The organism is Fictibacillus nanhaiensis, from assembly GCF_049537595.1.
Taxonomy (GTDB): domain Bacteria; phylum Bacillota; class Bacilli; order Bacillales; family Fictibacillaceae; genus Fictibacillus; species Fictibacillus nanhaiensis_F.
On the sequence record NZ_JBMULM010000005.1, the window covers coordinates 135,064 to 158,870 of the forward strand.

At 40.8% G+C, this 23,807-nt stretch carries 22 protein-coding genes and 4 tRNA genes; 2 read left to right on the top strand and 24 right to left on the bottom strand.

All coding sequences use genetic code 11. From position 1 onward, the window contains the following. Positions 1 to 10 precede the first annotated feature (10 nt). Positions 11 to 610, bottom strand: a complete 600-nt coding sequence (locus ACOZ9X_RS18675) for a prolyl hydroxylase family protein (protein ID WP_423419504.1) — start codon at positions 608 to 610, stop codon at positions 11 to 13. A 412-nt stretch (positions 611 to 1,022) separates the two neighbouring features. Beyond that, positions 1,023 to 1,571: a DUF488 family protein gene (locus ACOZ9X_RS18680; RefSeq protein ID WP_423419505.1), complete on the bottom strand. Its 549-nt coding sequence runs from the start codon at positions 1,569 to 1,571 to the stop codon at positions 1,023 to 1,025. A gap of 429 nt (positions 1,572 to 2,000) precedes the next feature. On the opposite strand from ACOZ9X_RS18680, the gene ACOZ9X_RS18685 reads away from it, so the two are divergent. Further along, entirely contained in the window at positions 2,001 to 2,891 is an 891-nt protein-coding gene (locus ACOZ9X_RS18685) for a DMT family transporter (RefSeq protein ID WP_423419506.1), read from the top strand. Between the two features lie 152 nt (positions 2,892 to 3,043). Here ACOZ9X_RS18685 and rlmH read toward each other — a convergent pair whose 3' ends face one another. From rlmH to ACOZ9X_RS18760, 15 genes are all read right to left on the bottom strand, one after another. Then, complete coding sequence (rlmH, locus tag ACOZ9X_RS18690) at positions 3,044 to 3,523, bottom strand: 23S rRNA (pseudouridine(1915)-N(3))-methyltransferase RlmH (protein ID WP_423419530.1); 480 nt, start codon at positions 3,521 to 3,523, stop codon at positions 3,044 to 3,046. An 80-nt stretch (positions 3,524 to 3,603) separates the two neighbouring features. After that, on the bottom strand, positions 3,604 to 3,768 hold the full coding sequence (locus ACOZ9X_RS18695; RefSeq protein WP_423419507.1) for a CxxH/CxxC protein: 165 nt from the start codon (positions 3,766 to 3,768) through the stop codon (positions 3,604 to 3,606). A gap of 313 nt (positions 3,769 to 4,081) precedes the next feature. Then, on the bottom strand, positions 4,082 to 5,290 hold the full coding sequence (locus ACOZ9X_RS18700) for a S1C family serine protease (RefSeq protein WP_423419508.1): 1,209 nt from the start codon (positions 5,288 to 5,290) through the stop codon (positions 4,082 to 4,084). Between the two features lie 156 nt (positions 5,291 to 5,446). Beyond that, entirely contained in the window at positions 5,447 to 6,244 is a 798-nt protein-coding gene (locus tag ACOZ9X_RS18705) for an MBL fold metallo-hydrolase (protein ID WP_197132778.1), read from the bottom strand. A 16-nt stretch (positions 6,245 to 6,260) separates the two neighbouring features. Beyond that, positions 6,261 to 7,100, bottom strand: coding sequence for a two-component system regulatory protein YycI (locus tag ACOZ9X_RS18710; RefSeq protein WP_423419509.1), 840 nt, complete (start codon positions 7,098 to 7,100; stop codon positions 6,261 to 6,263). Then, a complete protein-coding gene (locus ACOZ9X_RS18715; protein WP_423419510.1) occupies positions 7,101 to 8,510 on the bottom strand; it encodes a YycH family regulatory protein in 1,410 nt (469 codons plus the stop codon). Next, positions 8,507 to 10,339, bottom strand: coding sequence for a cell wall metabolism sensor histidine kinase WalK (gene walK, locus ACOZ9X_RS18720; protein WP_423419531.1), 1,833 nt, complete (start codon positions 10,337 to 10,339; stop codon positions 8,507 to 8,509). Before walK ends, ACOZ9X_RS18715 begins: the two co-directional genes overlap by 4 nt. A gap of 5 nt (positions 10,340 to 10,344) precedes the next feature. After that, a complete protein-coding gene (yycF, locus tag ACOZ9X_RS18725) occupies positions 10,345 to 11,049 on the bottom strand; it encodes a response regulator YycF (RefSeq protein WP_423419511.1) in 705 nt (234 codons plus the stop codon). A gap of 429 nt (positions 11,050 to 11,478) precedes the next feature. Then, positions 11,479 to 12,939 (bottom strand): peptidoglycan DD-metalloendopeptidase family protein, encoded by a 1,461-nt coding sequence (locus ACOZ9X_RS18730; protein WP_423419512.1) that lies wholly within the window; start codon positions 12,937 to 12,939, stop codon positions 11,479 to 11,481. A gap of 203 nt (positions 12,940 to 13,142) precedes the next feature. Then, positions 13,143 to 13,718, bottom strand: coding sequence for a glycerol-3-phosphate acyltransferase (locus tag ACOZ9X_RS18735; protein WP_423419513.1), 576 nt, complete (start codon positions 13,716 to 13,718; stop codon positions 13,143 to 13,145). Positions 13,719 to 14,179: 461 nt separating this feature from the next. Then, positions 14,180 to 14,255 (bottom strand) — tRNA-Phe (locus tag ACOZ9X_RS18740). Between the two features lie 143 nt (positions 14,256 to 14,398). Further along, positions 14,399 to 14,474, bottom strand: a tRNA-Asp gene (locus tag ACOZ9X_RS18745). A 34-nt stretch (positions 14,475 to 14,508) separates the two neighbouring features. Further along, positions 14,509 to 14,583: transfer RNA gene (locus ACOZ9X_RS18750), tRNA-Glu, on the bottom strand. Between the two features lie 15 nt (positions 14,584 to 14,598). Continuing rightward, a tRNA-Lys gene (locus ACOZ9X_RS18755) sits at positions 14,599 to 14,674 on the bottom strand. A 186-nt stretch (positions 14,675 to 14,860) separates the two neighbouring features. Further along, positions 14,861 to 16,147, bottom strand: coding sequence for an adenylosuccinate synthase (locus ACOZ9X_RS18760; protein ID WP_137791304.1), 1,287 nt, complete (start codon positions 16,145 to 16,147; stop codon positions 14,861 to 14,863). Between the two features lie 221 nt (positions 16,148 to 16,368). On the opposite strand from ACOZ9X_RS18760, the gene ACOZ9X_RS18765 reads away from it, so the two are divergent. After that, positions 16,369 to 16,773: a UPF0158 family protein gene (locus ACOZ9X_RS18765; protein ID WP_423419514.1), complete on the top strand. Its 405-nt coding sequence runs from the start codon at positions 16,369 to 16,371 to the stop codon at positions 16,771 to 16,773. Between the two features lie 15 nt (positions 16,774 to 16,788). Here the strand turns inward: ACOZ9X_RS18765 and dnaB are convergent, their stop codons facing one another. The 7 genes from dnaB to rpsF form a co-directional block, all read right to left on the bottom strand. Continuing rightward, positions 16,789 to 18,153, bottom strand: a complete 1,365-nt coding sequence (gene dnaB / locus ACOZ9X_RS18770) for a replicative DNA helicase (RefSeq protein ID WP_423419515.1) — start codon at positions 18,151 to 18,153, stop codon at positions 16,789 to 16,791. Between the two features lie 254 nt (positions 18,154 to 18,407). Continuing rightward, on the bottom strand, positions 18,408 to 18,851 hold the full coding sequence (gene rplI, locus ACOZ9X_RS18775) for a 50S ribosomal protein L9 (protein ID WP_197132754.1): 444 nt from the start codon (positions 18,849 to 18,851) through the stop codon (positions 18,408 to 18,410). Continuing rightward, positions 18,848 to 20,821 (bottom strand): DHH family phosphoesterase, encoded by a 1,974-nt coding sequence (locus ACOZ9X_RS18780; protein ID WP_423419516.1) that lies wholly within the window; start codon positions 20,819 to 20,821, stop codon positions 18,848 to 18,850. Before ACOZ9X_RS18780 ends, rplI begins: the two co-directional genes overlap by 4 nt. Positions 20,822 to 20,832: 11 nt before the next feature. Next, positions 20,833 to 21,777 carry a YybS family protein gene (locus tag ACOZ9X_RS18785; protein WP_423419517.1) on the bottom strand — a complete coding sequence of 315 codons (945 nt, stop codon included), beginning with the start codon at positions 21,775 to 21,777 and terminating at the stop codon, positions 20,833 to 20,835. Positions 21,778 to 22,379: 602 nt separating this feature from the next. Beyond that, the gene (gene rpsR, locus ACOZ9X_RS18790; protein WP_066399523.1) at positions 22,380 to 22,613 is read right to left on the bottom strand and encodes a 30S ribosomal protein S18; all 234 of its coding nucleotides are present in this window, start codon (positions 22,611 to 22,613) and stop codon (positions 22,380 to 22,382) included. A 57-nt stretch (positions 22,614 to 22,670) separates the two neighbouring features. Beyond that, on the bottom strand, positions 22,671 to 23,216 hold the full coding sequence (gene ssb / locus ACOZ9X_RS18795; RefSeq protein ID WP_066399530.1) for a single-stranded DNA-binding protein: 546 nt from the start codon (positions 23,214 to 23,216) through the stop codon (positions 22,671 to 22,673). A gap of 21 nt (positions 23,217 to 23,237) precedes the next feature. Further along, positions 23,238 to 23,528 (bottom strand): 30S ribosomal protein S6, encoded by a 291-nt coding sequence (gene rpsF, locus ACOZ9X_RS18800; protein WP_066399533.1) that lies wholly within the window; start codon positions 23,526 to 23,528, stop codon positions 23,238 to 23,240. Positions 23,529 to 23,807: the final 279 nt, after the last annotated feature.

Sequence of the window (23,807 nt, forward strand, 5' to 3'; positions counted from 1 at the left end):
ATGATGATCACTAGTGACGTGGCTTTTCTCTGAACCAGAGCGTAGCTATCCATTTCTCACCTTTTGTTAAGGGACGAGAACCATGAAGTGAAAGATGATGTGGGTGATCTGTATTTTTTATACAGTTTTCAAAAACGAGTAAACTCCCTTCTGTAGGAGCTACTTCGAAATTTAGCGATGGAAAAAAAGTTTCTCCTCCTCCAGTAGTCACAGAGTTTAAATAGAGAAGGGCTGTTACGATCCGTTGTCCTCCATTCGATAAATATGTTCTCCCTAACTGAGTGGAGGGACTAAACGTATCATAATGAGCATCAAATTTTCCGCCGACCTGATACCTAACCACTTGTAACTGTTCTGCATGAGTAAGCGGCTTGTTTACGATAGAGGCAACGCGCTGTGCAATCTGATGAACCGTTTCATTTAACAGATGAGGAAGCCACGCTTGATCTGATTTTCGTATATCCGCTGCTCCAACCACCGTTGAAGGCTTTAAATGTTCTTTGGCTAAAGCTATTAATTGCTGACATTCACTATCACTCAATATATTTTCGTAAATCGCAACAAAAGGTATTTCACTGTAAACAATAGAAGGCTCTTTCAACTTAATCACCTACATATCCTAAATTTACAGCTATCCTATGCCATACCCATAGTGACCGTGAACCTAAATTCTTTTTGTCTGTTAACAGAAAACTCCGTTAGAATAACCCCGGTATTGGGTTGATTATAGGGTATTTCTCCTACATGTAATAATGTTAAATAAAACAGTAACTACTGCATGAAATAAAAAACATAAAAATAGTACACCCTGTGCAGGTTTTTATAATTATGTTCTATCATTTTTTCAAAACAACATTATAAAATTAAATTCTTACATATGTGCAATCTCGGCTAATAGAAATTATAGAAAAGCACTTCTTTTTTTCCATAAATGAAGCGTCGAAAACGGTCTTCATGCTTCCCTAAAAAAAGTGCCTGCCCCTTTTAGTTGGGACAGGCATCTATGTTTGCATTTTCTCATTTTATAGTTTCGGATACACGACGGTCCCATCCTCTTCAATGATTGGCACGGCTCCCCACTGTCCCAATTCATGAGAGACTATCCTAGGATCTCCCTTGAAATTAGGTATGAGATGACGCACATCCCATCCATTTGCCTGTAGCCAGTTGCTGATAAGCAGACGGTGGCATCTTGCCGGGTGATGTTCTGAACACATATAAACCAGATTTTTTTCTTTAGCTTGTTCCTGGAGCTGTTTCAAAGCATACTGAAAATCATCCGTGAGCGTATAATCGGCATAGTTGTGAAATGAACGGTTATTCCAACCTTCGTTCAATTGCTCTCCTACATCCCCGGCTATTTTTCTTCTACCGCAAAGACCTGGGTAATGTCGATAATAAATTCCTGCTTCTCTCAACCATTGGGCCATGTTTTCTTTATTAAAATGTGCATTCCTACGACTTGCAGGAAATGCCCGTACATCTGCAACAAAACTAATTTCTGCTGCTTCGAGTATCTTTATGAACTGCTCTTTTGAATGATTATAATGTCCAATCGTATAGATTTTCATAATGAATCTCCCTTTTAAAACAAATACTGTCTTAACTCCGGATTACTCTTTTTTTCAAGGAGCGTTCGGAATAGGGTGCCATTGACTCGCTACATCTAAGTTTTATTCATAGCCAATATTAAACGGCCAAATCTCACATATTAAATACCCTTATTAAACTGGAATGAATCAAAGGTACATTTCGTATATTTAGGATGCTAATAAATAATTTAAAGAAGAAATTAACATATTAAGTAACTTCCCTTGCAAAGTATGTTAAGTAAATGAAGCACGAGAACCGTCCCTGTGCTTCCGCTTCTCAAGAACTTTCTTGATCCTAGATAATCTTCTCATTCTCATGTTTTTAGGACAAGCATAAGATGGTAGAAGAATTAATTGAGAAAGGAAAGCCTATCTATGATTTCATTTCGAAAAATGCTAGGAGCCTCATTGTATGCCACCATGTCCATCAGCCTTTGGGGAATATCCTTTGTCTCGACTAAAGCGGTACTGGACAAGCTTGATCCCTTTACTCTTCTGGTCATCCGTTTTGGTATAGGTGCATTATTTTTATTAGTACTTATCCTTGTAAAAAAGGAACATTCCATGAAGCTACCGATACAGTATATCCCACACTTAATTGTATTAGGGATTCTTGGGGTTTTTCTTCATCAAGTTATTCAGGCAAGCGCGCTTTTATCCATTGATGCATCCTCTGCAGGATGGCTCATTACGTTATCCCCAATTTTCACCGTCGTTCTTTCCATGGTCTTTCTGCATGAAAAGATGACATTTCCAAAGGCTATTGGAATTATTTTGGCCATTAGTGGTGTATTGCTGGTCACAACAGCAGGTGGAGACAGGTCATTAGGATTCTCGATCAACATCGGGTATCTACTGATGGTTCTCAGTACCTTAAATTGGGCCATTTATTCAGTTTTACTAAAAAGCCTAAAAGTGCCATTGCCTGCATTGGTCCTCACCTTTTACATGAGTACTTTGGGACTTTTGCTTACTCTCCCATTCATCTATCAGAACAAAAGCTGGGAAAAGCTTACTCTTCTAGATGGAGTAGAATGGGCTCATCTTATCTTCCTTGGAGTCTTTGTATCCGGTATTGCCTACTGGTACTGGGCAAAAGCATTAGAGGTGTTGGAGGCCACTCAAGTATCTGTTTTCTTATACCTTGAACCAGTCTCTACACTGATAGCAGCCGTGCTACTTCTACATGAAAAGGTTATTTTCACAAGTTTACTTGGGGGAACAATCATCATAGTTGGGGTTATTTTCGTAAATGGTCATCTAGTTGGACTGGTGAATCGATGGAGTGCGCGAAGGTAGGAAGCAAAGTTAATAATAAGATTAAGAAAAATGGGTTGAAGTATCCTGTTTTTATGTTTTTAATAGTTAGATACCAAAATACAAAATCACACCAAGAACAGCACCTATATTAAGTAGTTAAATAGGTGCTGTTTCTATTAAAAGATCGTTATTTATTTATGATAAGGTTCACCCCGATTAATCCGAAACGCCCGATAAATCTGCTCAACCAACACCAACTTCATTAACTGATGTGGATACGTAATCTTACCAAATGAAATCTTCTCATTCGCCCGCTTCATAACAGCATCACTCAACCCTAAAGAGCCACCAATGACAAATGCAACTTTGCTTTTTCCATAAGTTGCAAGCTGATCTAAATTTCTTGCCAAATCTTCTGATGAGACTGCTTTTCCTTCAATAGCCATAGCAATCACATGCACATCTTGGCCGATTTTTGCTAAAATTCTTTCACCTTCAGCGTTTTTAACCATGATCATCTCTTGATCACTTAAAGTTTCAGGTGCTTTTTCATCTGGCACCTCGATAATATCTACTTTTGCATAAGGTCCTAATCGCTTTAAGTATTCATCAATACCTAGTTTTAAGTATTTTTCTTTTAATTTCCCTACGGAAACGATTGAAATATTCACTTGTTGAAAACTTCCTTTCAAATAAGTTATCCCCAGAACTTATCCACATATGCACAATTGGTGCTATATCTTGTAGGCGTTCATATGTTCGATACTTTATATACACCTTTGTTATCGCAGTATTCACAACCTGTTGATAACTCATCATTCTCTGTTAGTAACTCTACTACAGGGGGCGTTTCAAACTCGTCCACAATGATGTCAATCCCAAGCTCAGCATGGTCTTTGCAGCAAATAATAACCAAATTTTTTCACTCCTAACTTATCCACAATCCTTCTTAATACACTAACGAATTTACAGCTGGGTGTAAACATTCCGCTAAAATAAAGTTGTCCACATGTTGAATTACTTTTTAATTCTTTTTAGAATGGAGGGTAATCTTTTTTATTTCTTTTCCTCGGCAGGTGAGACACTTAAGAGTGAAACGTACGAATGTGGCTCACCGCCTGCCCCGCGGAAAGCGAGCAACCTGAAACGGAAATCAACTCACTCTTAAAGTCACCAGAGCCTCACCAAAAAGAAAAAACAGGAGACCTTAAAGCCCCCTGTTCCCACTTTTATTGAGATTGATTACCACCGCTCAATTCAACTTTCACGGTCTTCTTCTTCCCATCACGATAGAACGTCACATCCACCTCATCACCAATCTTCGCTTTTGTATAAAGGAACTTACGAAGAGCGATTGGGTCTTTGATCTTCTCTCCACCCATCTTGACAATTACGTCCATTTCCTTAATACCCGCACGAGCTGCTGGTGAAGCTGACGTGATCTCCATAACAACTACACCTTCTTGTACGCTGTCTGGAATCTTCAGCGTTTGTTCACGCTGATACGTGTTCACTTGAGAAAGTGGAATGATGTTAACGCCTAAGAACGGTCTGCGTGTTTCACCATAGTTCTCAAGGTCTTCAATGATCGGTTTTGCCACATCAGATGGAATAGCAAATCCGATTCCTTCTACTTCGTTCTGTGCGATTTTAGAAGAGTTGATACCGATCACCTGACCTGCGATGTTAATCAGTGCTCCACCGCTGTTACCAGGGTTGATCGCTGCGTCTGTTTGAATAACTTCAGCTTGCCAATCAGGATTTCCGTCTTGATCCAGATCAACTGGAATCGAACGGTCCGCACTCGAAACGATACCTTGTGTGACTGATCCAGGGAAATTTCCGAGTGGGTTACCGATCGCGATGGCAGGTTCACCACGTTTTAAGTCACCTGACACGCCAAATTCCGCTACACTATCGACCTTGCTGCCATCAATCTCAACTACAGCTAAGTCCATCAGAGGATCGGTTCCGCGTAATGTACCTTTAAGCTTCGTTCCGTTGCTAAGCGTGATCTCAATCTGGTTCGCGTCCGCAACAACATGATCGTTTGTTACTACATACGCTTTGTTGCCTTCTTTTTTATAAATAACACCTGATCCCGTGCCTGCTGGCTGCTGGCTCCAAAAATCAGTCTGCTGAATGTTGATGACTTCCACTACCGCTCCAGATGCTTTATCAACGGCATCTGTTACATTCGTAGTCAGATCGACATCCACTTTTCGCTGTTCTACATCTTCGTCAGTACCTAGACCGTTTTGTTCTTCGTTCGGAGGATACAGATTGTCTGGTAAAAGACCAGCTCCTCCTAGTGCAGGTACTGTAAATAGGACAAGCAAACCGCCTAAAATAGCTCCTAGTAAAGCTGGTAGAAACTTTCCTCCACGGTTTCCTTTTTGTCGAGATGGTGATTCATAATCATCATCGTAATAGCCCATATGCTCCTCACCGTTCCTTTCAACAATAAAATGGATGAATTCATAACCTAGTATAAGCAATTAGTCCTGAAATTATGGACATTTTGGGTTATTTTTCATAATTTCCCACACTTATTGTTATTTCCGGAAACGGCTTACTTTAAACAAGTAAGTATTTTATACTAAAGCCAATTTTGTAGGCTGACTCGCATCTGTATCATGCAGAATCACTTGTTCACCCGCTGAAATATCATACGTTTTTAACGTCTGCTCTACAGCTAAGCGAGCAATATCCTTCATGTTGTTATCTTTACTCAAGTGAGCAAGGTAGATATGTTTCGTGCCGTCACCGATTACATCAGCGAGAGCATGTCCACAATCTTCGTTTGAAATATGACCATGGTCCCCTAAGATTCTGCGTTTAATGTTCCACGGATATCGTCCCATCATGAGCATGTTGATGTCATGGTTCGATTCAATCACGAGCGAGTGGCTGTCACGAATAATTCCCTTCATACGATCGCTCACATAGCCCGTATCCGTCATGAGCGCAAGTTTTCGACCGTTGTGATGGAATACATAGAACATGGGCTCAGCCGCATCATGTGACACGCCAAAAGATTCAACTTCTAAATCGTTGAACGTTTTAACACTTTCCATCTCAAACTCAAACTTTTGCTCGGTCGCCACTTCTCCAATCAGACCGTTCATGGCATTCCACGTGTTTTTGTTCGCATAGATCGGTAGCTTAAATTTTCGAGCGAGCACACCGAGTCCTTTAATATGGTCGCTATGTTCATGCGTGACGAGGATTCCGTCAATGTCGGCAACCTCACCACATGCTGCTTTTTCAAATAAAATCTGAATCTGTTTGGCACTTAAGCCCGCATCCACGAGCAAGCGTGTTTGTTCGGTTTCAACGTAAACAGCGTTTCCCGAACTGCCGCTTGCAAGAACGCTAAATTTTAAACTCATAACCGCATGTTCCTCTCTACTCTGCCTTTTCCGTCAAAACTTGAATGGAACTGTCAGTCGCATTAACTAAATACTGTCCGTTCTTGGTTTTTATGAACCAAGTAGGTGTATAAACTTGAACTTCCCCTTCACCAACAAGGCTATAGTAGCCAAGCTCTACTCTTTGTATATGATCACCTTTTTTAGGGTTCGTTTCTAATAATTTTTCAAGCGCCTTACTAGGTGATATGATCTGTTGAAAAGCACCTTGTCTCGTAATAAAGAGATAGGTTTGCGTTAAATTAGTAAGGTTTCCTTTGTCATCGAGTTTGAACTTAAGCATTCCGTTAGGTGCATCATAATCTTTTGCATCCGCAACAATACCAAAATTAGTAGGGTTATAGAAGATTCTTTTTTCTTGATAGACCTGGGTAAACCACACGGTGTTGCTCTCTTTATCCCATTCGTAAAAAGCGTATTCCTTGCCGCGTGAAATGTTCTCTTCTGCAAATTGATTAAGCTCTGAGATCAGATCTTTTGAATCCTTTTTCGGAAGATCCATCGGTTTGGTAAGATCATAATGAAGGGTGATGTCTGTGCTCTCTTCCTTATCCAGTGATACATTCTTAGAAGGAGATTTCTTTTCTTCCTCAGAAAATTTGTAACGCTGTGCACTGATTAAGGTTTGTTTTTCTTTATATTTTGGCAGCTTTTCTGAAAGTGAAATTTTGTTGTTCGCTAATCTCTCTTCTAAAGGCTGTTCCGTAAGTCTGGAGATGTTGTTAATGTCGTTCTTTTGATAGAGCTGATAACCTAAAAATAGATTTAAGACAAGAAAGGTAAGGATAAAAATACTTTTTGTTCTTTGCCAATTCAATTAAAATCCTTCCTTTCCCGTCTCTGTGAATAATGGTCGCCATCCTTTTGAATCAATATTCGAATTGATAAACCATTGAGGTTCTAATCGATAGATGTGTGGTTGTTTTTGCTTTTTCATCGTTAATCCGATTCGAATATCCTGGATATAGTTCATGTTGTATTCTTTTTCTTCAAGCTCTTTAATGACTTCAAATCCCGATGGAATCGTCATTTTCTGTGATAGATCTGGTTTTTGGCCTAATTGTAACTGAGTTAGTGATCGTTGGTATTCTTTTAATTCATTCTCAAGCCATACTAAACTCATTTGCATCTCTGGGTCCAATACAGGCAAATTCTCAATAAATAACCAGAAGCCAGCTGAATCTCCTGTTAAGTCGGATAGAATGTAGGGGTTCCCCCATCCAGCATGAGTGTTAATGTAATCTTTGGACTGATAAAGCGGCGATATATTTGGTGTTGAATTCTGGTTTCGATTGCCGGAAAAATTTGTATACGTAAAACGATTCATAACCTCGTTAACAACCATTGCAGCAGTACCATCTGCGTATGTGATCTGATTCTTATCAGAAGCACTTTTCACAGCTAATGGGTCTTTAAATAGAGCCTTCTTGTACATTTCGTACGTGTCCTCGCCTGTAGAGTTTGAAAAATACGTATAACGAGTCAGCTCTAGAGAGTTCTTAGGGAAATAGTATCTTTTTGTTACCTCAGCCTGGCCTTCTTTATCGGCAGTCTCAACATCATAGTTGATATATGGCGTAAAGCTTCCGTTCTCCACCCACTCATCCATATTTTTTATTAACGGATTAAGCTTATTGTTGGCAGCTGTAATCTTTTGCATTTTTCTCGGTGCTTGATAGGAAACTAGATAGCCTTCAATACTATCAGTTAACTTATCCTGATATAAGAATATACGGTCCATTTTAGGAAGCTTTCCTTGAACATCTGTTTCAAATGAGAAAATTTCTTTATAAATATCTTGAGTGATTCCGGTAGGATAAATTATCTCCACGTACTTGTTGTCTCGTAAGAATTTTTCGTCCGGATCGAACGATCTGCTGCTTTTGGCACCCGTATCAAACATAAATTTGGTTTCATTTAATCCCATATGGAAATCTCTTATTAAACTGTTTGCTTCAAGTCCATATAAATCGTTTCCGCTATGATAGATTACCTGTGTCGGATAGACGAGCTGTTTCACTTCAGCTTCAACATCAACTTCTTGTTTTTTAACGATACGAGCTCCCTCTAGCGATGGATAGCTCGGTTTAAATGTCCATAAGCTCCATGTAAGAACAAGACTCAATCCAATCAAGAAAATAAGCGCGATCGATTTGATATGTTCATAATTCTTTTTGAAAAAAGTGATCACTTCTTTTGCATGTGTAATCCACTTTAACCAGTTCATTGTTGCAGCCCCTCCTTAACCTTTTTTAAAGGAAGAGTAAAGTGGATGGTCGTTCCTTGGCCCCACTCACTTTCTGCCCAGATGTCTCCGCCATGGGCAAGTACGATTTCTTTTGCGATCGCGAGACCAAGGCCAGTGCCTCCAATATCTCGAGAACGGGCACGGTCTACCCTAAAGAATCGATCAAAGATCTTTGAAACGTTATTCTTCGGAATTCCAACACCTTGATCGGAAATACTTACCTTCACTTTGCGCCCAATTACGGCAGCGTTAAAGGTGATCGTTCCACCTTCGGGAGAATATTTCATTGCGTTCGAGATGATATTATCAAGCACTTGTGTCATCTTATCCGTATCCAGTTGAACATTGATCTTATGCTTAGGCAGGGACCTGGAAAGTTCGATGTTTTCCTTTTCAAGCATCTCAAAACGATCGATGATGCCGTTCAAGAATTCAACCAGATCAATCTCAAAAAAGTTAAATCGATAATCTTTGCTGTCCATTTTTGATAATTGAAGCAGATCGGTTACGAGCCTGATCATACGTTCTGTCTCATTCTGAGTCACTTCTAAGAAACGAGGAGCGATGTTCTCATCTTGCCACGCCCCTTCAGCCAGCGCCTCTAGATAACTTCTCATCGTCGTCAGCGGTGTTCTTAGTTCGTGTGAAACGTTGAACACAAACTCACGTCGTTCATTATCGATCTGTTCTTGTTCAGTAACATCATGAAGAACACAAATAAGACCATTGATTGGCCCATCATCCTTTTGTATCGTGGAGAAGTTTGCTCGCACCACATAATGCATGTCGTCTGTACTAAAATCGAGCAGCATGGATTCGTATTCGTTATAAAGTTCTTCCCACGTGTATTCCGTATTTAAGCGTAATAACTCCATAAGAGGCGTTCCTAGCGCGTTCTGCCTGGATATGTTCAGCATCTCTTCAGATCGGTCGTTCATCAGGATAATCGCTCCGTCACGGTCTGTAGCAATCACACCATCTGTCATGTACGTAAGAATGGAACGCAGCTTTCTACGTTCACTCTCTGTAATGGCCGTTGCTTCCTGAAGCTTTGTTGTTAAGTTGTTGAAGGTCATAGCAAGCTGACCGATCTCATCGTCTCCATACAGCTGAACTTTTCGAGAAAAGTCCCCTCTTGCCATAACAAGAGCTTGCTTTCTCATATCTGCCATAGGACGAGTGATCGTACGTGCTAAAAAGACCCCTAGAAGTCCAGTAATAATAAGGGCGATTACGGTTCCGGTCACTAGAATACTATTGATACGAGAGATCTGTTTAAAGATGCCTTCAATAGAAGCTACCAAATAGATGGCACCAATGTTTTCACCGGTTGCATCAATCTTGATCGGTTTGGCGAGCACCATGACCCGCTCTCCTTCATGAAGCATGATCTCATCATCGACCGTTCCTTCAAGAGCAAGCTTGATTTTAGGATTGAAGCTGATCTGCCCCACCAATTGCAGTTTATTACTCGCAAGTACCGTTCCATCTTCATTAAGTACCTGGATCTCTTTCTCTTCGAACTCCTCGTCAATTAACGCTTGAATATCTTCTTCAAGCGTTATTGGAGATTCGCCATCTTCGGCTTTTTTATCTTTGTATCGATCTTTGTCCTTCATCTTTTGCTCAACGTTAAACTCTAATAAATTCACTCTATCGTACAGTGATTTAGAGAAGCTCTGCCGAAGATCAGATTCTAAATTGTTAATAAAATAAACACTGATCACTTGCATGGCTATTAAGATGAGCAATACATAAATCAATACAAACTTAACGTGTATTGATTTAAAAAAATTGACTTTATCCATCATGACTACTCCTGATCAGGATTTCTTAAGTAATACCCCACTCCGCGTCTTGTAATGATCCATAATGGGTGACTTGGATTATCTTCTACTTTTTCGCGCAGACGACGAACCGTTACATCGACTGTTCTTACATCACCAAAATAGTCATATCCCCATACCGTTTGAAGCAAGTGTTCACGCGTCATCACTTGTCCGATATGTTTTGCTAAATAATGCAGCAGTTCAAATTCACGATGTGTTAACTCGATCGTTTCACCACGTTTAGTCACGATATACGCATCAGGATGAATCGTAAGAGAACCGATCGTGATCTCGTTGTTCTCATCTACTTCACGCTCAGATTCCTGCTGATGACGGCGCAGGTTAGCCTTAACACGTGCGATTAATTCTCGCGTGCTGAACGGCTTCGTCACATAATCATCTGCACCAAGTTCTAAACCTAATACTTTATCAATTTCAGAGTCTTTTGCTGTAAGCATAATAATCGGCATATCGTACTTTTTACGAATTTCACGACAAACTTCCATGCCGTCTTTTAGGGGAAGCATGATATCTAGTAAAATCATATCCGGCTTCTCTTTTTCTACCTTTTCTAACGCATTGATGCCATCATACGCGCAGGTTACGGTAAAACCTTCTTTTTCAAGATTAAACTGCAGAATATCTGCAATGGGCTTTTCATCATCCACAACGAGAATTTTCTTATCCATGAGAACGCTCCTTCTTCGGAAACTCTATTTTATATATAGCAGAATATTTTGTAGTATCGATTATATGGTATCTCTACTATTTTATCACAGTTGAAACTTTCTCCATACTACTAGCAAAACCTTCTAATTTTAGACAAAGAAAAGTTGGTTTCACATAAGATTACCGTCGGAATTTCGGTGTGTGAAAGACATATTGAAAGTAATTCTATTCGTTTTGAGCATGAAAAACCTCCTAGGAAGCTGTTGTTCCTAAGAGGCTTGTTTGTTATTTATCTTCATTGCATGGTTGATTGTAGTGTAAGATGCGAGACTCCTGCGGGACAGGTGGGCAGGTGAGACACTTAAAAGTGAAACGTCCGAATGTGGCTCACCGCCTGCCCCGCGGAAAGCGAGCATCTGAAACGAAAATCAACCTACTTTAACCTTACTTTAATTTTCACTTACAAAGTCAGCTGGATCTTTTAGCACACCGTTCTCATACACTTCAAAATGCAAATGCACACCAGTGGATTGACCCGTTGAACCCATCACACCAATCTTAGACCTCTTCTGCACCACATCACCTGCTGATACAGATATCGAATCAAGATGCGCATAAATGGTTCTCATGCCGTTATTGTGATCAATGATAATCTTGTTCCCATAATCTCCATCCCATCCAGCAGAAACAACTCTACCGTTATCTGCAGCTAGGATCGATCGTTCTGAAGGTCGAGCAATATCCATTCCTTTATGCTCTTTACCCCAACGCGTACCTTTATGGCTAGAAATATATCCACCTACAGCGGGCCAAGAAAGAGTGCCTGTCCCTTTAGAAGGAATTACTTTCGTACCAATCTTTTGAATTTCCTTAACCGGTTCTTTCACTTGCTTCTTCTCTAAAATCTCTTTTTGTAGCACTTTATTATCGGCTTTTCTTGTTGTATACGTAATATCTTCTAATCCATTTTGTCCTTTTTGAACCGTTTTGATCTGTCCTTTTTCCAGCGTATTGTCTTCTTGTTTCTCTACCTGGAAAGGAAGTTCATTCTGAACACGCGTTGCCTCGTATACGAGTACTTCAGTAAAAGGCTTTTTCTCTGTAACGGTTACTGCCTGTCCCGTACGAACAACGGGTACTAGCATAAGCCTTGGGTTTAGCGTAAAGAACTGATCCATCGTTAAGTGATATTTTTCAATGATGGACTGAACCGTTTCTCCCTTTTGAACCATATGCTCTTTTTTGTGCAGACTGCCTTCTTTTAAAGAAGAAATGGCATCATCTACTGTAACGAGCTCACTGATGGATGTTTGCGCTTTTTGAATAAGAACTGGCGAAGAAAAGTCGATATCAACCACTTTTCGTTCTCCCGGCTTTAAGTCCGGTACTTCAAGCTTTTCATTCTCAGCTTTCTTTTTTTCAATGTCATCTAGCTCAGGCTTTGAGACATGCTCAAGCTTTAGCTTCAGCAACGTATCTTTCGCTTCTTTTTTGCTAGAAACATACGCAACAGTTTGTCCGCCAACGACTAAACGATAAGCCTCAACTTCAACCGTTAACTGCTTCTTCAGGTTGTCTCTTACTTCTTCGTTATCGAACTCTGGTCTGAACATCTTTTCAGGCTTAAGCTCGATAGACTCTCTCACCGCAAAAGTAAAGTTATTCTTTCTACCTTTTGCCTGTTGGAGAATTTGGTCGACTGTCTCATCGACAACACTTTCTTCACGAACCGTACCAACCTTCTTTCCATCTACATAAACGTGATACACCGTTTTAATCAACTGGTTATCGTCACTACTCGCGGATGTATTAGATGGATTCATCGTGAATGCTGACACTATTAAAATCACTGCAACAAACGGCAGTGCGATATATTTAATAAATCTTTCAGTGGTTTTTCGACTATTCACTTTTTTCTATTTCCCCCTAAAGATTCTCTCTGCTATCTCTAAAATATGCCTAAAGACCTACTGGTACTTATGTCTTTAGCACCTCTAGTATCCTATCATAAGGAATTTCGCTTTGTCAGAATTTCAGGGATTTTGTAATGCAACTGTAAATAAACGACATAAAAAAGAGCATAAATTCACCGATTTATACCCTTTTTTAACACCTATTCCGTTAATTTGATGCGTTCTTTTATATCTTCTTTTTGAACATACACAACAAGGAAGCTGATTGGAATCAGAAGCAAGGTCTCAAGCCACTGCTTTTCAAACAGCCAGTAGAAGAAAGGTGTGAGTGCAAAGGCAAAAAGTCCCGCTACGGTTAGACTTCTTTTAATCCCATAAAAGAGTAGAAACGCAGCTGCTACGAGGATCGCAGATATCGGGTGAAAAATAATCATCCCTCCGATAAAGGAAGCCACTCCCTTTCCACCATGAAAACGAAGAAAGATCGGATAGAGATGCCCTAGAATCACCGCTAAAAAACCGAGAAGCTGTATATATGGTGGATATTGAAATTGTATTCCTGCCCAAACGACCGCAGCCGCTTTTAGAATGTCGCCAGCTAACGTGAGTACGAATCCTGATGGCCCTAATACTCTGCCAGCATTCCGCGCTCCTATATTTCCGCTGCCTAACAACCGTAAATCAACGCCTTTTATAAGCTTTGCTACAAGAAACCCTGTCATGATGCAACCAACAAGGTAACTCGCGATCAAATACAGCGCCCATTCAAATTCCATCTGTATGATCACTACCTTCCTCATCCCAATTGATACACTATATTCGAACGATTGAGTACTTATCCCTCTTTATCAGTATTAAAAATCCATCTTGGAGTGAAAATGTTATGAATCTTAGTGTGAAGAAGCTGAATGGTTCTGTGCATTCATCTCTGCACGCTTTTTTGGAGGTCTATCGGTGTTGTTTGTGAGGTAGGAGTGGGGTAACGCACATACCCAGCAGGGTACTCGAACTGTAAATTAAGCCTAATCGTGATGTAATTAAGTTAAAACAAAAAAAATTAAGTCAAAATCGATAGCAATTAAGTCTAAAAGCTAAAATAAAGGCCATTCGATCATTCTCGACAAGAATGGATTTGATTAATACCCTCCCTAACGACGACCGACCTTACATAAAGAAATAAAAAAAGCATGCTCCCTTTTCAAGGAACATGCAACATGTTTTAGGATTTAAAGTAAAATGGTGGCTCGAGACGGAATCGAACCGCCGACACGAGGATTTTCAGTCCTCTGCTCTACCATCTGAGCTATCGAGCCAAAAATTTTCAAAAACCAAAATTTTTGGTTTTATTTAATTACTGTGTCTCTTCCTCTACAAGCTTTTCTAAGCAGTGTATACGTCGAGACAACTCGCAGCTAATTCGTGCTGTAACGCTCGTAGCTACCGAGCCAAAAAAAAGTGGCGGACCCGACCGGGGTCGAACCGGCGATCTCCTGCGTGACAGGCAGGCATGTTAACCACTACACCACGAGTCCACTTTTAAATGCTTTTATTTACTTAAAGAAAAAATGGTGACCCGTACGGGATTCGAACCCGTGTTACCGCCGTGAAAGGGCGGTGTCTTAACCGCTTGACCAACGGGCCACTTTTTTAAAAAAGTGGTGAGCCATGAAGGACTCGAACCTTCGACCCTCTGATTAAAAGTCAGATGCTCTACCAACTGAGCTAATGGCTCGTGCTTTGTTTTAAACGTTTGTCGTTTTTTCACGACAAGTGTTACTTTATCACGATATCGAAGCTTTGGCAATATGTTTTCTATATATTTTTCAAAAAAACTTTCAAATGCTTAAAAATACTCACGAAAGCATTCCCCATTCATCAAAAATAAAGCCCCTCGTTTCAACAAGGGGCCACAAATTATTTAAGCGAATACGCCACGTACCATGTTTGTTTGTGCACGGTCTGGTCCAACTGAGAAGATAGAAAGTGGAATACCAGTTACTTGCGAGATACGCTCTACATAATGACGCGCGTTTTCTGGAAGCTCTCCAAGATCCTTCACACCTGTAATATCTTCCGTCCAGCCTGGCATTTCTTCAAATACAGGCTCACATTGAGCAAGCTCTTTAAGGCTCGCTGGGAATTCATACGTTAGTTCACCTTTGTATTTGTAGGCTACACAGATCTTCAGCGTTTCAATACCTGTTAGGACGTCGATTGAGTTCAAAGAAAGATCAGTGATACCTGAAACACGGCGAGCATGACGCACAACCACTGCGTCAAACCAACCTACACGACGCGGACGTCCTGTCGTTGTACCGTACTCACGGCCAACTTCACGAATTTGATTACCGATCTCATCATGAAGTTCAGTTGGGAAAGGACCATCACCAACACGTGTTGTATAAGCTTTTGAGACACCAACAACATGATTGATCTTAGACGGACCAACACCAGAACCGATTGTTACTCCACCAGCGATAGGGTTCGAAGATGTAACGAACGGATATGTTCCTTGGTCGATATCAAGCATTACACCTTGTGCACCTTCAAAAAGAACGCGACGGCCATCGTCTAATGCATCGTTCAGAACAACTGATGTATCTACTACATATTTTTTAATTTGTTGACCGTATTCATAATACTCATCTAAGATCTCTTCTTTTGTGAAGCCTTCTGATTCGTAGATGCGTTCGAATAAACGATTCTTTTCCGCTAAGTTGCGCTCTAACTTCTCTTCAAATTCTTCACGATCTAAAAGGTCAGCGATACGGATTCCGATACGAGCTGCTTTATCCATGTATGCAGGACCGATTCCTTTTTTCGTTGTACCGATCTTGTTAGCGCCCTTGCTCTCTTCCTCTAAGATATCTTGACGAAGGTGATAAGGAAGAATCACGTGCGCACGGTTAGAGATACGAAGGTTGTCCGTACTCACTCCGTGGCTGTGAAGGTATGCAAGTTCTTCAAGAACTGCCTTCGGATCGACAACCATTCCGTTTCCGATCACGCAAATTTTATCTTTATAAAAGATTCCAGATGGAATAAGGTGAAGCTTATACTTCTTTCCTTCAAATACAATTGTATGACCAGCGTTGTTACCGCCTTGGTATCGAGCTACTACTTCTGCTTTTTCTGAGAGATAATCGGTAATTTTACCTTTTCCTTCATCTCCCCATTGTGTTCCTACTACTACTACTGATGACATGGTTGTTGCACCTCCATGAAATTAACGATTGACGAATTTATCATCTAATCTTGAAAACCATGCTTAGTTTAGCAATATATCTGAGAGAAGTCAATTATAAACACGAACAATAAAAGAAAAAATGATATTTTCGTTCGTAATAATTTTACATGTCTATAGCCAGAAGATCGAAAACCTTATCGTATCCTGTAGTATTCACCTTTTTTAGGAGGTACGATTCTTTGCTTATCGACAAATTAATGGTAGCTTATATGGATACAAAAGCAAACCACATCTATTATTTAGATAAAAATGAACAAACGATATTGTTTGATGCGATCGAGCCAGGTGGTCTTCCCAACCTAGAATTTTTAGATGCTGAAGAACCAGAGCGATTTCTTGAGATTCCAAAAGTGATGAATGTTGAATCCTTCAGCTGGATGGTTGAGTTTGAGAGCTTTCATCAAAACAACGAACTGCTTCATGCGTTAAATAAGGAAGAGCCTTTTAAACGTTTTACCGAAAAAGTAAGTGAATTGAACCTAAATGAAAAATGGCAGACGTTTCAAAAAGATAAAGTGAAAAGCAGAATAGAAATGTGGTTAACAGAAAATAAAATTAAAGAAATACAAAAGCAGCCGGAATAATTCCCAGCTGCTTTTTTATGCGCCTGGCGGTATGGCACTCTCATCGTGCCGCCTGTCCAGGTTAACGAACTTGTTATATTCTTTTACGAAAGCGAGCTCTACCGTTCCTGTTGGACCATTACGCTGCTTAGCGATGATGATCTCGATGATATTCTTCGCTTCTGATTCTTTATCATAGTAATCGTCACGATATAAAAAGGCAACGATATCGGCATCCTGCTCAATAGAACCTGATTCACGAATATCGGACATCATCGGACGCTTGTCCTGACGAGATTCAACACCACGTGATAACTGTGAAAGAGCGATAACCGGCACTTCCAGCTCACGAGCAAGTGCTTTAAGGGAACGAGAGATCTCAGAAACCTCCTGTTGGCGGTTTTCACCTGATTTTCCGCTACCCATAATAAGCTGCAGGTAATCGATCAAAATCATTCCTAGGCCTTTCTCCTGCTTCAGACGACGACATTTGGCACGGATATCGTTAATACGGATACCCGGTGTATCATCGATATAGATACCTGCCGCCGACAAGCTACCCATAGCCATCGTAAGCTTCTGCCAGTCTTCGGGTAACAGTGACCCTGTACGAAGACGCTGTGCATCTAGATTGCCCTCTGCACAAAGCATACGCATAACAAGCTGTTCAGCACCCATCTCTAGACTGAATATGGCTACATTCTCATCTGTCTTTGTCGCAACGTTCTGCGCGATGTTTAGAGCAAACGCGGTTTTACCAACGGATGGACGAGCGGCAACGATGATCAGATCATTTCGTTGAAACCCAGCCGTCATTCGGTCCAAGTCGTTAAAGCCTGTCGGTATCCCCGTTATATCACCTTTACGGTTATGAAGAGCTTCAATGTTGTCGTAAGCGTGAACCAAAACATCCTTAATCGCTGTAAAAGCACTCGTGTTCTTACGGTTTGCTACTTCTAGTATCGATTTCTCCGCTTCGTTCAGGATTGCCTCTACTTCTTCTTCACGCGCATAGCTGTTCGCGGTAATATCTGTTGCTGTACGGATCAAACGGCGAAGAAGAGACTTCTCTTCAACAATCTTGCTGTAATACTCGATGTTCGCAGCCGTAGGAGAACTATCAGCCAACTCTGATAAAAAGGATAAACCGCCGACTTCATCTAGCTGGTTCTTGTCCTGAAGCTCTGACGTAACCGTGATCAGATCGACCGGCTCACCTTTTGCGTTAAGATCGAGCATCACGCGATAGATTCTTTGATGAGTAGCGCGGTAAAAATCTTCCGGAAGCAGGATCTCAGAAGCCGTAATAAGAGCTTCGGGCTCTAAAAAGATCGCACCAAGAACAGCCTGCTCCGCTTCAACATTCTGCGGCGGTATACGGTCAGCAAATAAATCACTCATGTAAGTTCCTCCTTTCTTTACTAGTAATGGTTTATATATGGTTTAAAAGCTTTAAATTAGTTTGGTTTTGGCTCCAAGTATACGTTGATTGGAGCGCAAGGTGCGAGACTCCTGCGGGACAAGCGGTCAGGTGAGACACTTAATGGCGCGTAGCGGCAAGTGGCTCACCGATTGCCCCGCGGAAAGCGAGCAACCTGGAGCGGAGATCAACAACTTTCATAACCCCGCAAAAAAACCGGGAAAACCCGGCTCTTTTATTCTTCTGTTACGTGTACTTTAACAGTGGCCGTAACTTGTTGATGCACTTTAATCGAAACATTCGTATACCCGAGTGCTTTAATCGGCTCAGCAAGCTCAATCTTACGCTTATCAATCTTGATCCCTTGCTCTTTCAAGCCATCAGCAATCTGTTTACTTGTCACAGAACCGAAAACGCGGCCCCCTTCACCTGTCTTCGTTTTGATCGTAACGGTCATCTCAGCAAGCTTTGCTTTCAATGCTTCAGCCTCTTCTAATTGAGCTTGTTGTTTCTTCTCTTCGCTCTTTTGTTGACCTTGAAGTGTCGCCATCGCGCCAGATGTAGCTTCTGAAGCTAGGTTTTTTGGAAATAAGAAGTTGCGTGCATATCCTTCAGAAACGTTCTTAACCTCGCCTTTTTTACCTTTACCTTTTACATCTTGAAGAAAAATTACTTTCATTCCTCTTCTCCCCCTTCAATATACTCATCAATGATTAACTTTAAGTGTTTTTCCGCTTCATCAATCGAGCTGTTCTCAATCTGGCAGGCAGCGTTTGTAAGATGTCCTCCGCCTTCTAGTCTCTCCATGATCATCTGCACGTTGATGTCCCCAAGTGAACGAGCACTGATGCTTACTTTGCCGTCAATGCGATTTGCAATAACAAAGGATGCTTGAATGCCGTTCATCGTTAATAGTATATCTGCTGCCTGAGCGATAACTACTTGATTGTACGCATCCTCAGGAGAGCTCTTGGCAATAACGATGCCTTTTTTATAAACATCCGCACTCTCAATGAGTTTGGAACGTCTTGTATACGTGTTTAAATCTTCTTTTAAGAACTTTTGAACAAGAATCGTGTCTGCACCATGCGCCCTTAAATAAGATGCCGCATCAAACGTACGAGAACCTGTTCTGAGGGTAAAACTCTTCGTATCAACGATAATACCCGCAAGAAGGGCCGTTGCTTCAAGCATACGCATCTTCAGTCTCTTCGGCTGATATTCGAGAAGTTCGGTCACGAGCTCTGCCGTAGAAGAAGCATAAGGCTCCATGTACACAAGCACTGGATCTTTAATGAAATCTTCACCACGGCGATGGTGATCGATGACGACAACATGATCAAGCTTAGACAACAGCTTTTCTTCAATAACCATTGTCGGTTTATGTGTATCCACTACGACGAGAAGCGTGTCGCGCGAGGCAAGCTCGAGTGCTTCTTCAGGCGAGATGAAATACTTCCAGATTGATTCCGTTTCTTTCAGCTCATCCATCAAGCGCTGAACGCCAATGTCGATATTCGCTTGATCAAGTACGATATATCCATCTTTTCCATTCACCTGAGCGACCTTTAAAATCCCGATTGCAGAACCGATAGAGTCCATATCCGGATTCTTATGCCCCATGATGATAACCTTGTCGCTATCTGCCACCAATTCACTGAGTGCATGAGAAATGACGCGGGCACGTACGCGGGTACGTTTCTCAACAGGATTTGTCTTTCCTCCATAGAAACGCACTTTTCCGTTCGTTTGCTTGATCGCAACCTGGTCGCCTCCGCGTCCAAGAGCAAGATCTAGACTGGATTGAGATAGCTGTCCGAGCTCAGGAAGTGAGGATGTTCCAGCTGCAACCCCGATACTGAGCGTAAGAGAGATATTCTGCTTAGATGTAGACTCTCTCACCTCATCAAGTACGCTGAATTTATTCTTTTCCAACTCATAGAGAATACGTTGGTTAAATACAGCTAAAAACCGCTCAGAAGACGTTCGTTTAAGGAAGATGCCATGTACGTTCGCCCATTCATTCAACACAGACGTAACTTTTGAGTTGATCGTTGATCGAAACTGGTCATCTAGTCCTTGCGTTACTTCTTCATAGTTATCGAGATAGATAATCGCCATGACCGTTTGTTCTTCATCATACAAACGTTCAAGATCTAACTGCTCGGTCACATCAAAAAAGTAAAGCAGTCTATCTTCTTTCTTAAAGTTTACTTGAAATCTATGTGTGTTAATCTTAATAACTTCTTCCTTCGCATCACTCTTGATATGAGGAATCAGTTCTTCTGAAACATGGTTTAGAGAATGGCCGATAAAGGACTCTTCTTCAATGAGGGCTCCCATGTAAGGATTTGCCCATTCGATCTTAAAATCCTCATCATACAAAATAATCCCGATCGGCATTTCCATCAACGCTTCTTCTCCCACCTTCTTCAAGCGGTGAGAAAGCGTCGATATATAATCGCCCAGCTCCTCCTGAAAACTAGCTTCGGCTTTCATGGCATAATAAAACAAACCGCCGAGCAGCACGAAGCCTGCCATTCCGATCATCCAATGAAAATACGTGATGATGCTTACCAGAACAACAGAAGTTACAAATAAGGCGATGACGGGATAACCATGCCACCGTTTTAGTAAAAACTTTGGCATACTTTCAGCTCCTACTGTTTTGGTTTCAACCGTTTTTTGATCATGAATCCTAAATCAATTATACCTAAGAATTTAACGACTTCCAGAGGAATCGGTAGGAAAGAGTTCAGCAAAAACAAGAGTATAATCAACAATATGATTCTTTTTTTCTTCCAATTCTTTATCCAGGCATAATAAAAAATAACTGTGAAACCTTGTATTATCAGTACAAACGATAATATCATATACAAATTTATCGTTACAATATATAAAGACGTACCCTTTTCAGGCATACTAAATGTTAAAACAATCGCTATAATATAATACCACAAAAACGATTTTGGCAGGTTCCACTCACGAAATGGAGGGAACGATGGCACATCATAACGCATTCTTTTCATCAGCATTCTTGCGGCGATATGCGTTAAGAAGGCAAGGATAACAGCTCCCCCGATAATATATGTCGGGAGCATCATCGGGATTAATTCTGCTTGCTCTTTAAATTTTTCAATCTGAGAAGGATCTTGTCCACCCGATTTATAAAAGTCTTCTGCTGTACCTATCGCACTTTGAAACTGAGACTCTAATTCTTTTACAAAATTTATGCCCATGAATACTTGAGCGATAGCAAGCGTTCCTAACATGTTCACGATGTTGGACAAACTCGCACCAAGCAGAACCGCAAACGCAGGTTTTTTTCTTCTATAAAGTTCCCCCATCACGATTCCTGTCAAACCAGCAAAGAGGGTAACAATGATACCGTTAAGCCCCGCAAACGCCAATGAAACGCCAAACGTGACCGCCCATAGAAGTAATCCCGCTTTAAGATCTTGCCGGTATAAGTAGATGATAAACGGAAGCGGCAAAATAAATAACGAGACCAAGCTAAATAACGGTATGTACATACTGATCAAAAAAAGAAGCGTATAAATGCCCGAAACAACGGCACCTTCCACCAATACTCTAGTATTGCGCATGATTCACCTCATAAATTCTTCATATGTTCTAATTGTAGTGACATAACCGCTGTAATTCAACTTAAACGATAATTCTAGCATAGACGTACTTGAAGCGAAGTAAACAAATTATGGAAGGTTTGCTTGAGTGGGGTCATTTAATAAGGAAAAATGATGCCAATAATGCTAAGAACATAACGATTAGAGAGGTGGTTTTGTTAACTCGCGGAAATATAAGTGATATTCGCGGGATAAACTTAAGATTTCGCAGGATTATTAAGGAAACTTCAGGAATCATAAGTATGGTAATGAAATATTCATGCAGTTCAAGTGTACAATACATATACTGAGCGGGGTATTTAGGACATTAATTCAAGAAATTCAGTTCATAATCCTATAAATTCTAGATTTAATACGGCGAATTTTCATGATATTCCGGCGAGTTTTGCACATATACCGGCGAGTCGACACCTTTCGACTGTGATTCCCTACCCTAATACCCCATCCACCTGACAACCTACATGCTACTAAGGTAGAAGAGAGCTTAAAAAATCACACTACACACCTCAAAGAAGTAATAAAAAAACGCAGCCAGGAAACCCAGCTGCGCTCTTTAAACGATCTTATTCAGATACATATGGTAACAATGCCATGTGACGAGAGCGTTTGATCGCACGAGTCAATTGACGTTGATATTTAGCAGATGTACCAGTTACACGACGAGGAAGAATCTTACCGCGCTCAGAAACGAAACGCTTTAAAAGATCAGTGTCCTTGTAGTCGATGTAAGTGATTTTGTTTACAGTGAAGAAACAAACCTTACGACGCTTTTGGCGTCCACCACGACGTCCAGCCATAGTTGGTCCCCTCCTTTAGTTTTATTTTATATATTCCGATTCATAGTTTACGTTAGTTTAAAATGGCAAATCGTCATCAGAGATGTCGATCGGCGTGCCATCATTTGCAAACGGGTCATCGTTGAAGTTATTACGTTTTGGATTCTGCTGTTGTTGCTGTCCTCCAAAGCCGTTGTCACTTCCATAGCTGCGGTTCTGATTTTGCTGCCCAAATCCGCGGTCATTTGATGGTCCACCAAAGTTGTTGCTGTTGCCTTGATATTGCTGGCCTCCAGCATTAGCGTTTTTAGGTTCAAGGAATTGAACACTTTCTGCCATTACTTCAGTAACATACACTCTTTGACCCTGCTGGTTCTCGTAAGAACGAGTTTGCAAACGTCCATCCACTCCTGCAAGAGATCCCTTTTTCAAGAAGTTCGCTACATTTTCAGCGGGCTTACGCCATACGACACAGTTAATGAAATCTGCTTCGCGCTCACCTTGCTGATTCGAAAAAGGTCGATTAACAGCAAGTGTGAAGTTAGCAACTGCCACACCGTTTGGAGTGTACTTTAATTCTGGGTCTTTTGTTAAACGTCCCACCAGTACTACTCGATTTAGCATTCAGAACCACTCCTTAAAGGATTAATTTCTTTCGTCTACGATTGTCATGAAACGAAGAACATCTTCGTTGATCTTCATAAGACGGTCGAATTCATTAATCGCTTCGTTTGGAGCGTTAACTTCCAATAGCGTGTAATATCCATCGCGGAAGTCATTGATTTCGTAAGCTAAACGCTTTTTACCCATTTCCTTTTCGTTCGCGATCTCCGCACCGTTGTCAGTTAGGATGCTTTTCGCACGCTCTTTCGTTGCCTTAAGAGCTTCCTCTTCGATATTCGGACGGACGATGTACATAATTTCGTACTTTTTCATTCCGTTCACCTCCTTTTGGTCTAAGCGGCCCAAAACATTTATTTCGGGCAAGGAGAAAATCATCATAACAAATTTTGTTGACAATTAACTCACAATAAAGAATTATATCAAAACATCTTGTATAAAACAAGCATCTCTTAAAAGAAAGCATAAAAAAGAGGAAAAGCGATTGCTTTTCCTTCGTTTTTCTAGATTACTTAGGCCGTAATCTAAAATGCTTTAAATTGTTTTTTAAAAAACTTCACTGACAAGTTGATCGTAGTGGAAGGTGTAAGACTC

What these genes read in the sequence shown, in the direction of transcription:
- ACOZ9X_RS18680 (WP_423419505.1), bottom strand. Translation starts at nt 1,571, where the DNA reads ATGAAAATCTATACGATTGGACATTATAATCATTCAAAAGAGCAGTTC.
- ACOZ9X_RS18700 (WP_423419508.1), bottom strand. Translation starts at nt 5,290, where the DNA reads ATGGGCTATTACGATGATGATTATGAATCACCATCTCGACAAAAAGGA.
- ACOZ9X_RS18705 (WP_197132778.1), bottom strand. Translation starts at nt 6,244, where the DNA reads ATGAGTTTAAAATTTAGCGTTCTTGCAAGCGGCAGTTCGGGAAACGCT.
- ACOZ9X_RS18715 (WP_423419510.1), bottom strand. Translation starts at nt 8,510, where the DNA reads ATGAACTGGTTAAAGTGGATTACACATGCAAAAGAAGTGATCACTTTT.
- walK (WP_423419531.1), bottom strand. Translation starts at nt 10,339, where the DNA reads ATGGATAAAGTCAATTTTTTTAAATCAATACACGTTAAGTTTGTATTG.
- yycF (WP_423419511.1), bottom strand. Translation starts at nt 11,049, where the DNA reads ATGGATAAGAAAATTCTCGTTGTGGATGATGAAAAGCCCATTGCAGAT.
- ACOZ9X_RS18735 (WP_423419513.1), bottom strand. Translation starts at nt 13,718, where the DNA reads ATGGAATTTGAATGGGCGCTGTATTTGATCGCGAGTTACCTTGTTGGT.
- ACOZ9X_RS18760 (WP_137791304.1), bottom strand. Translation starts at nt 16,147, where the DNA reads ATGTCATCAGTAGTAGTAGTAGGAACACAATGGGGAGATGAAGGAAAA.
- dnaB (WP_423419515.1), bottom strand. Translation starts at nt 18,153, where the DNA reads ATGAGTGATTTATTTGCTGACCGTATACCGCCGCAGAATGTTGAAGCG.
- rplI (WP_197132754.1), bottom strand. Translation starts at nt 18,851, where the DNA reads ATGAAAGTAATTTTTCTTCAAGATGTAAAAGGTAAAGGTAAAAAAGGC.
- ACOZ9X_RS18780 (WP_423419516.1), bottom strand. Translation starts at nt 20,821, where the DNA reads ATGCCAAAGTTTTTACTAAAACGGTGGCATGGTTATCCCGTCATCGCC.
- ACOZ9X_RS18785 (WP_423419517.1), bottom strand. Translation starts at nt 21,777, where the DNA reads ATGCGCAATACTAGAGTATTGGTGGAAGGTGCCGTTGTTTCGGGCATT.
- rpsR (WP_066399523.1), bottom strand. Translation starts at nt 22,613, where the DNA reads ATGGCTGGACGTCGTGGTGGACGCCAAAAGCGTCGTAAGGTTTGTTTC.
- ssb (WP_066399530.1), bottom strand. Translation starts at nt 23,216, where the DNA reads ATGCTAAATCGAGTAGTACTGGTGGGACGTTTAACAAAAGACCCAGAA.
- rpsF (WP_066399533.1), bottom strand. Translation starts at nt 23,528, where the DNA reads ATGAAAAAGTACGAAATTATGTACATCGTCCGTCCGAATATCGAAGAG.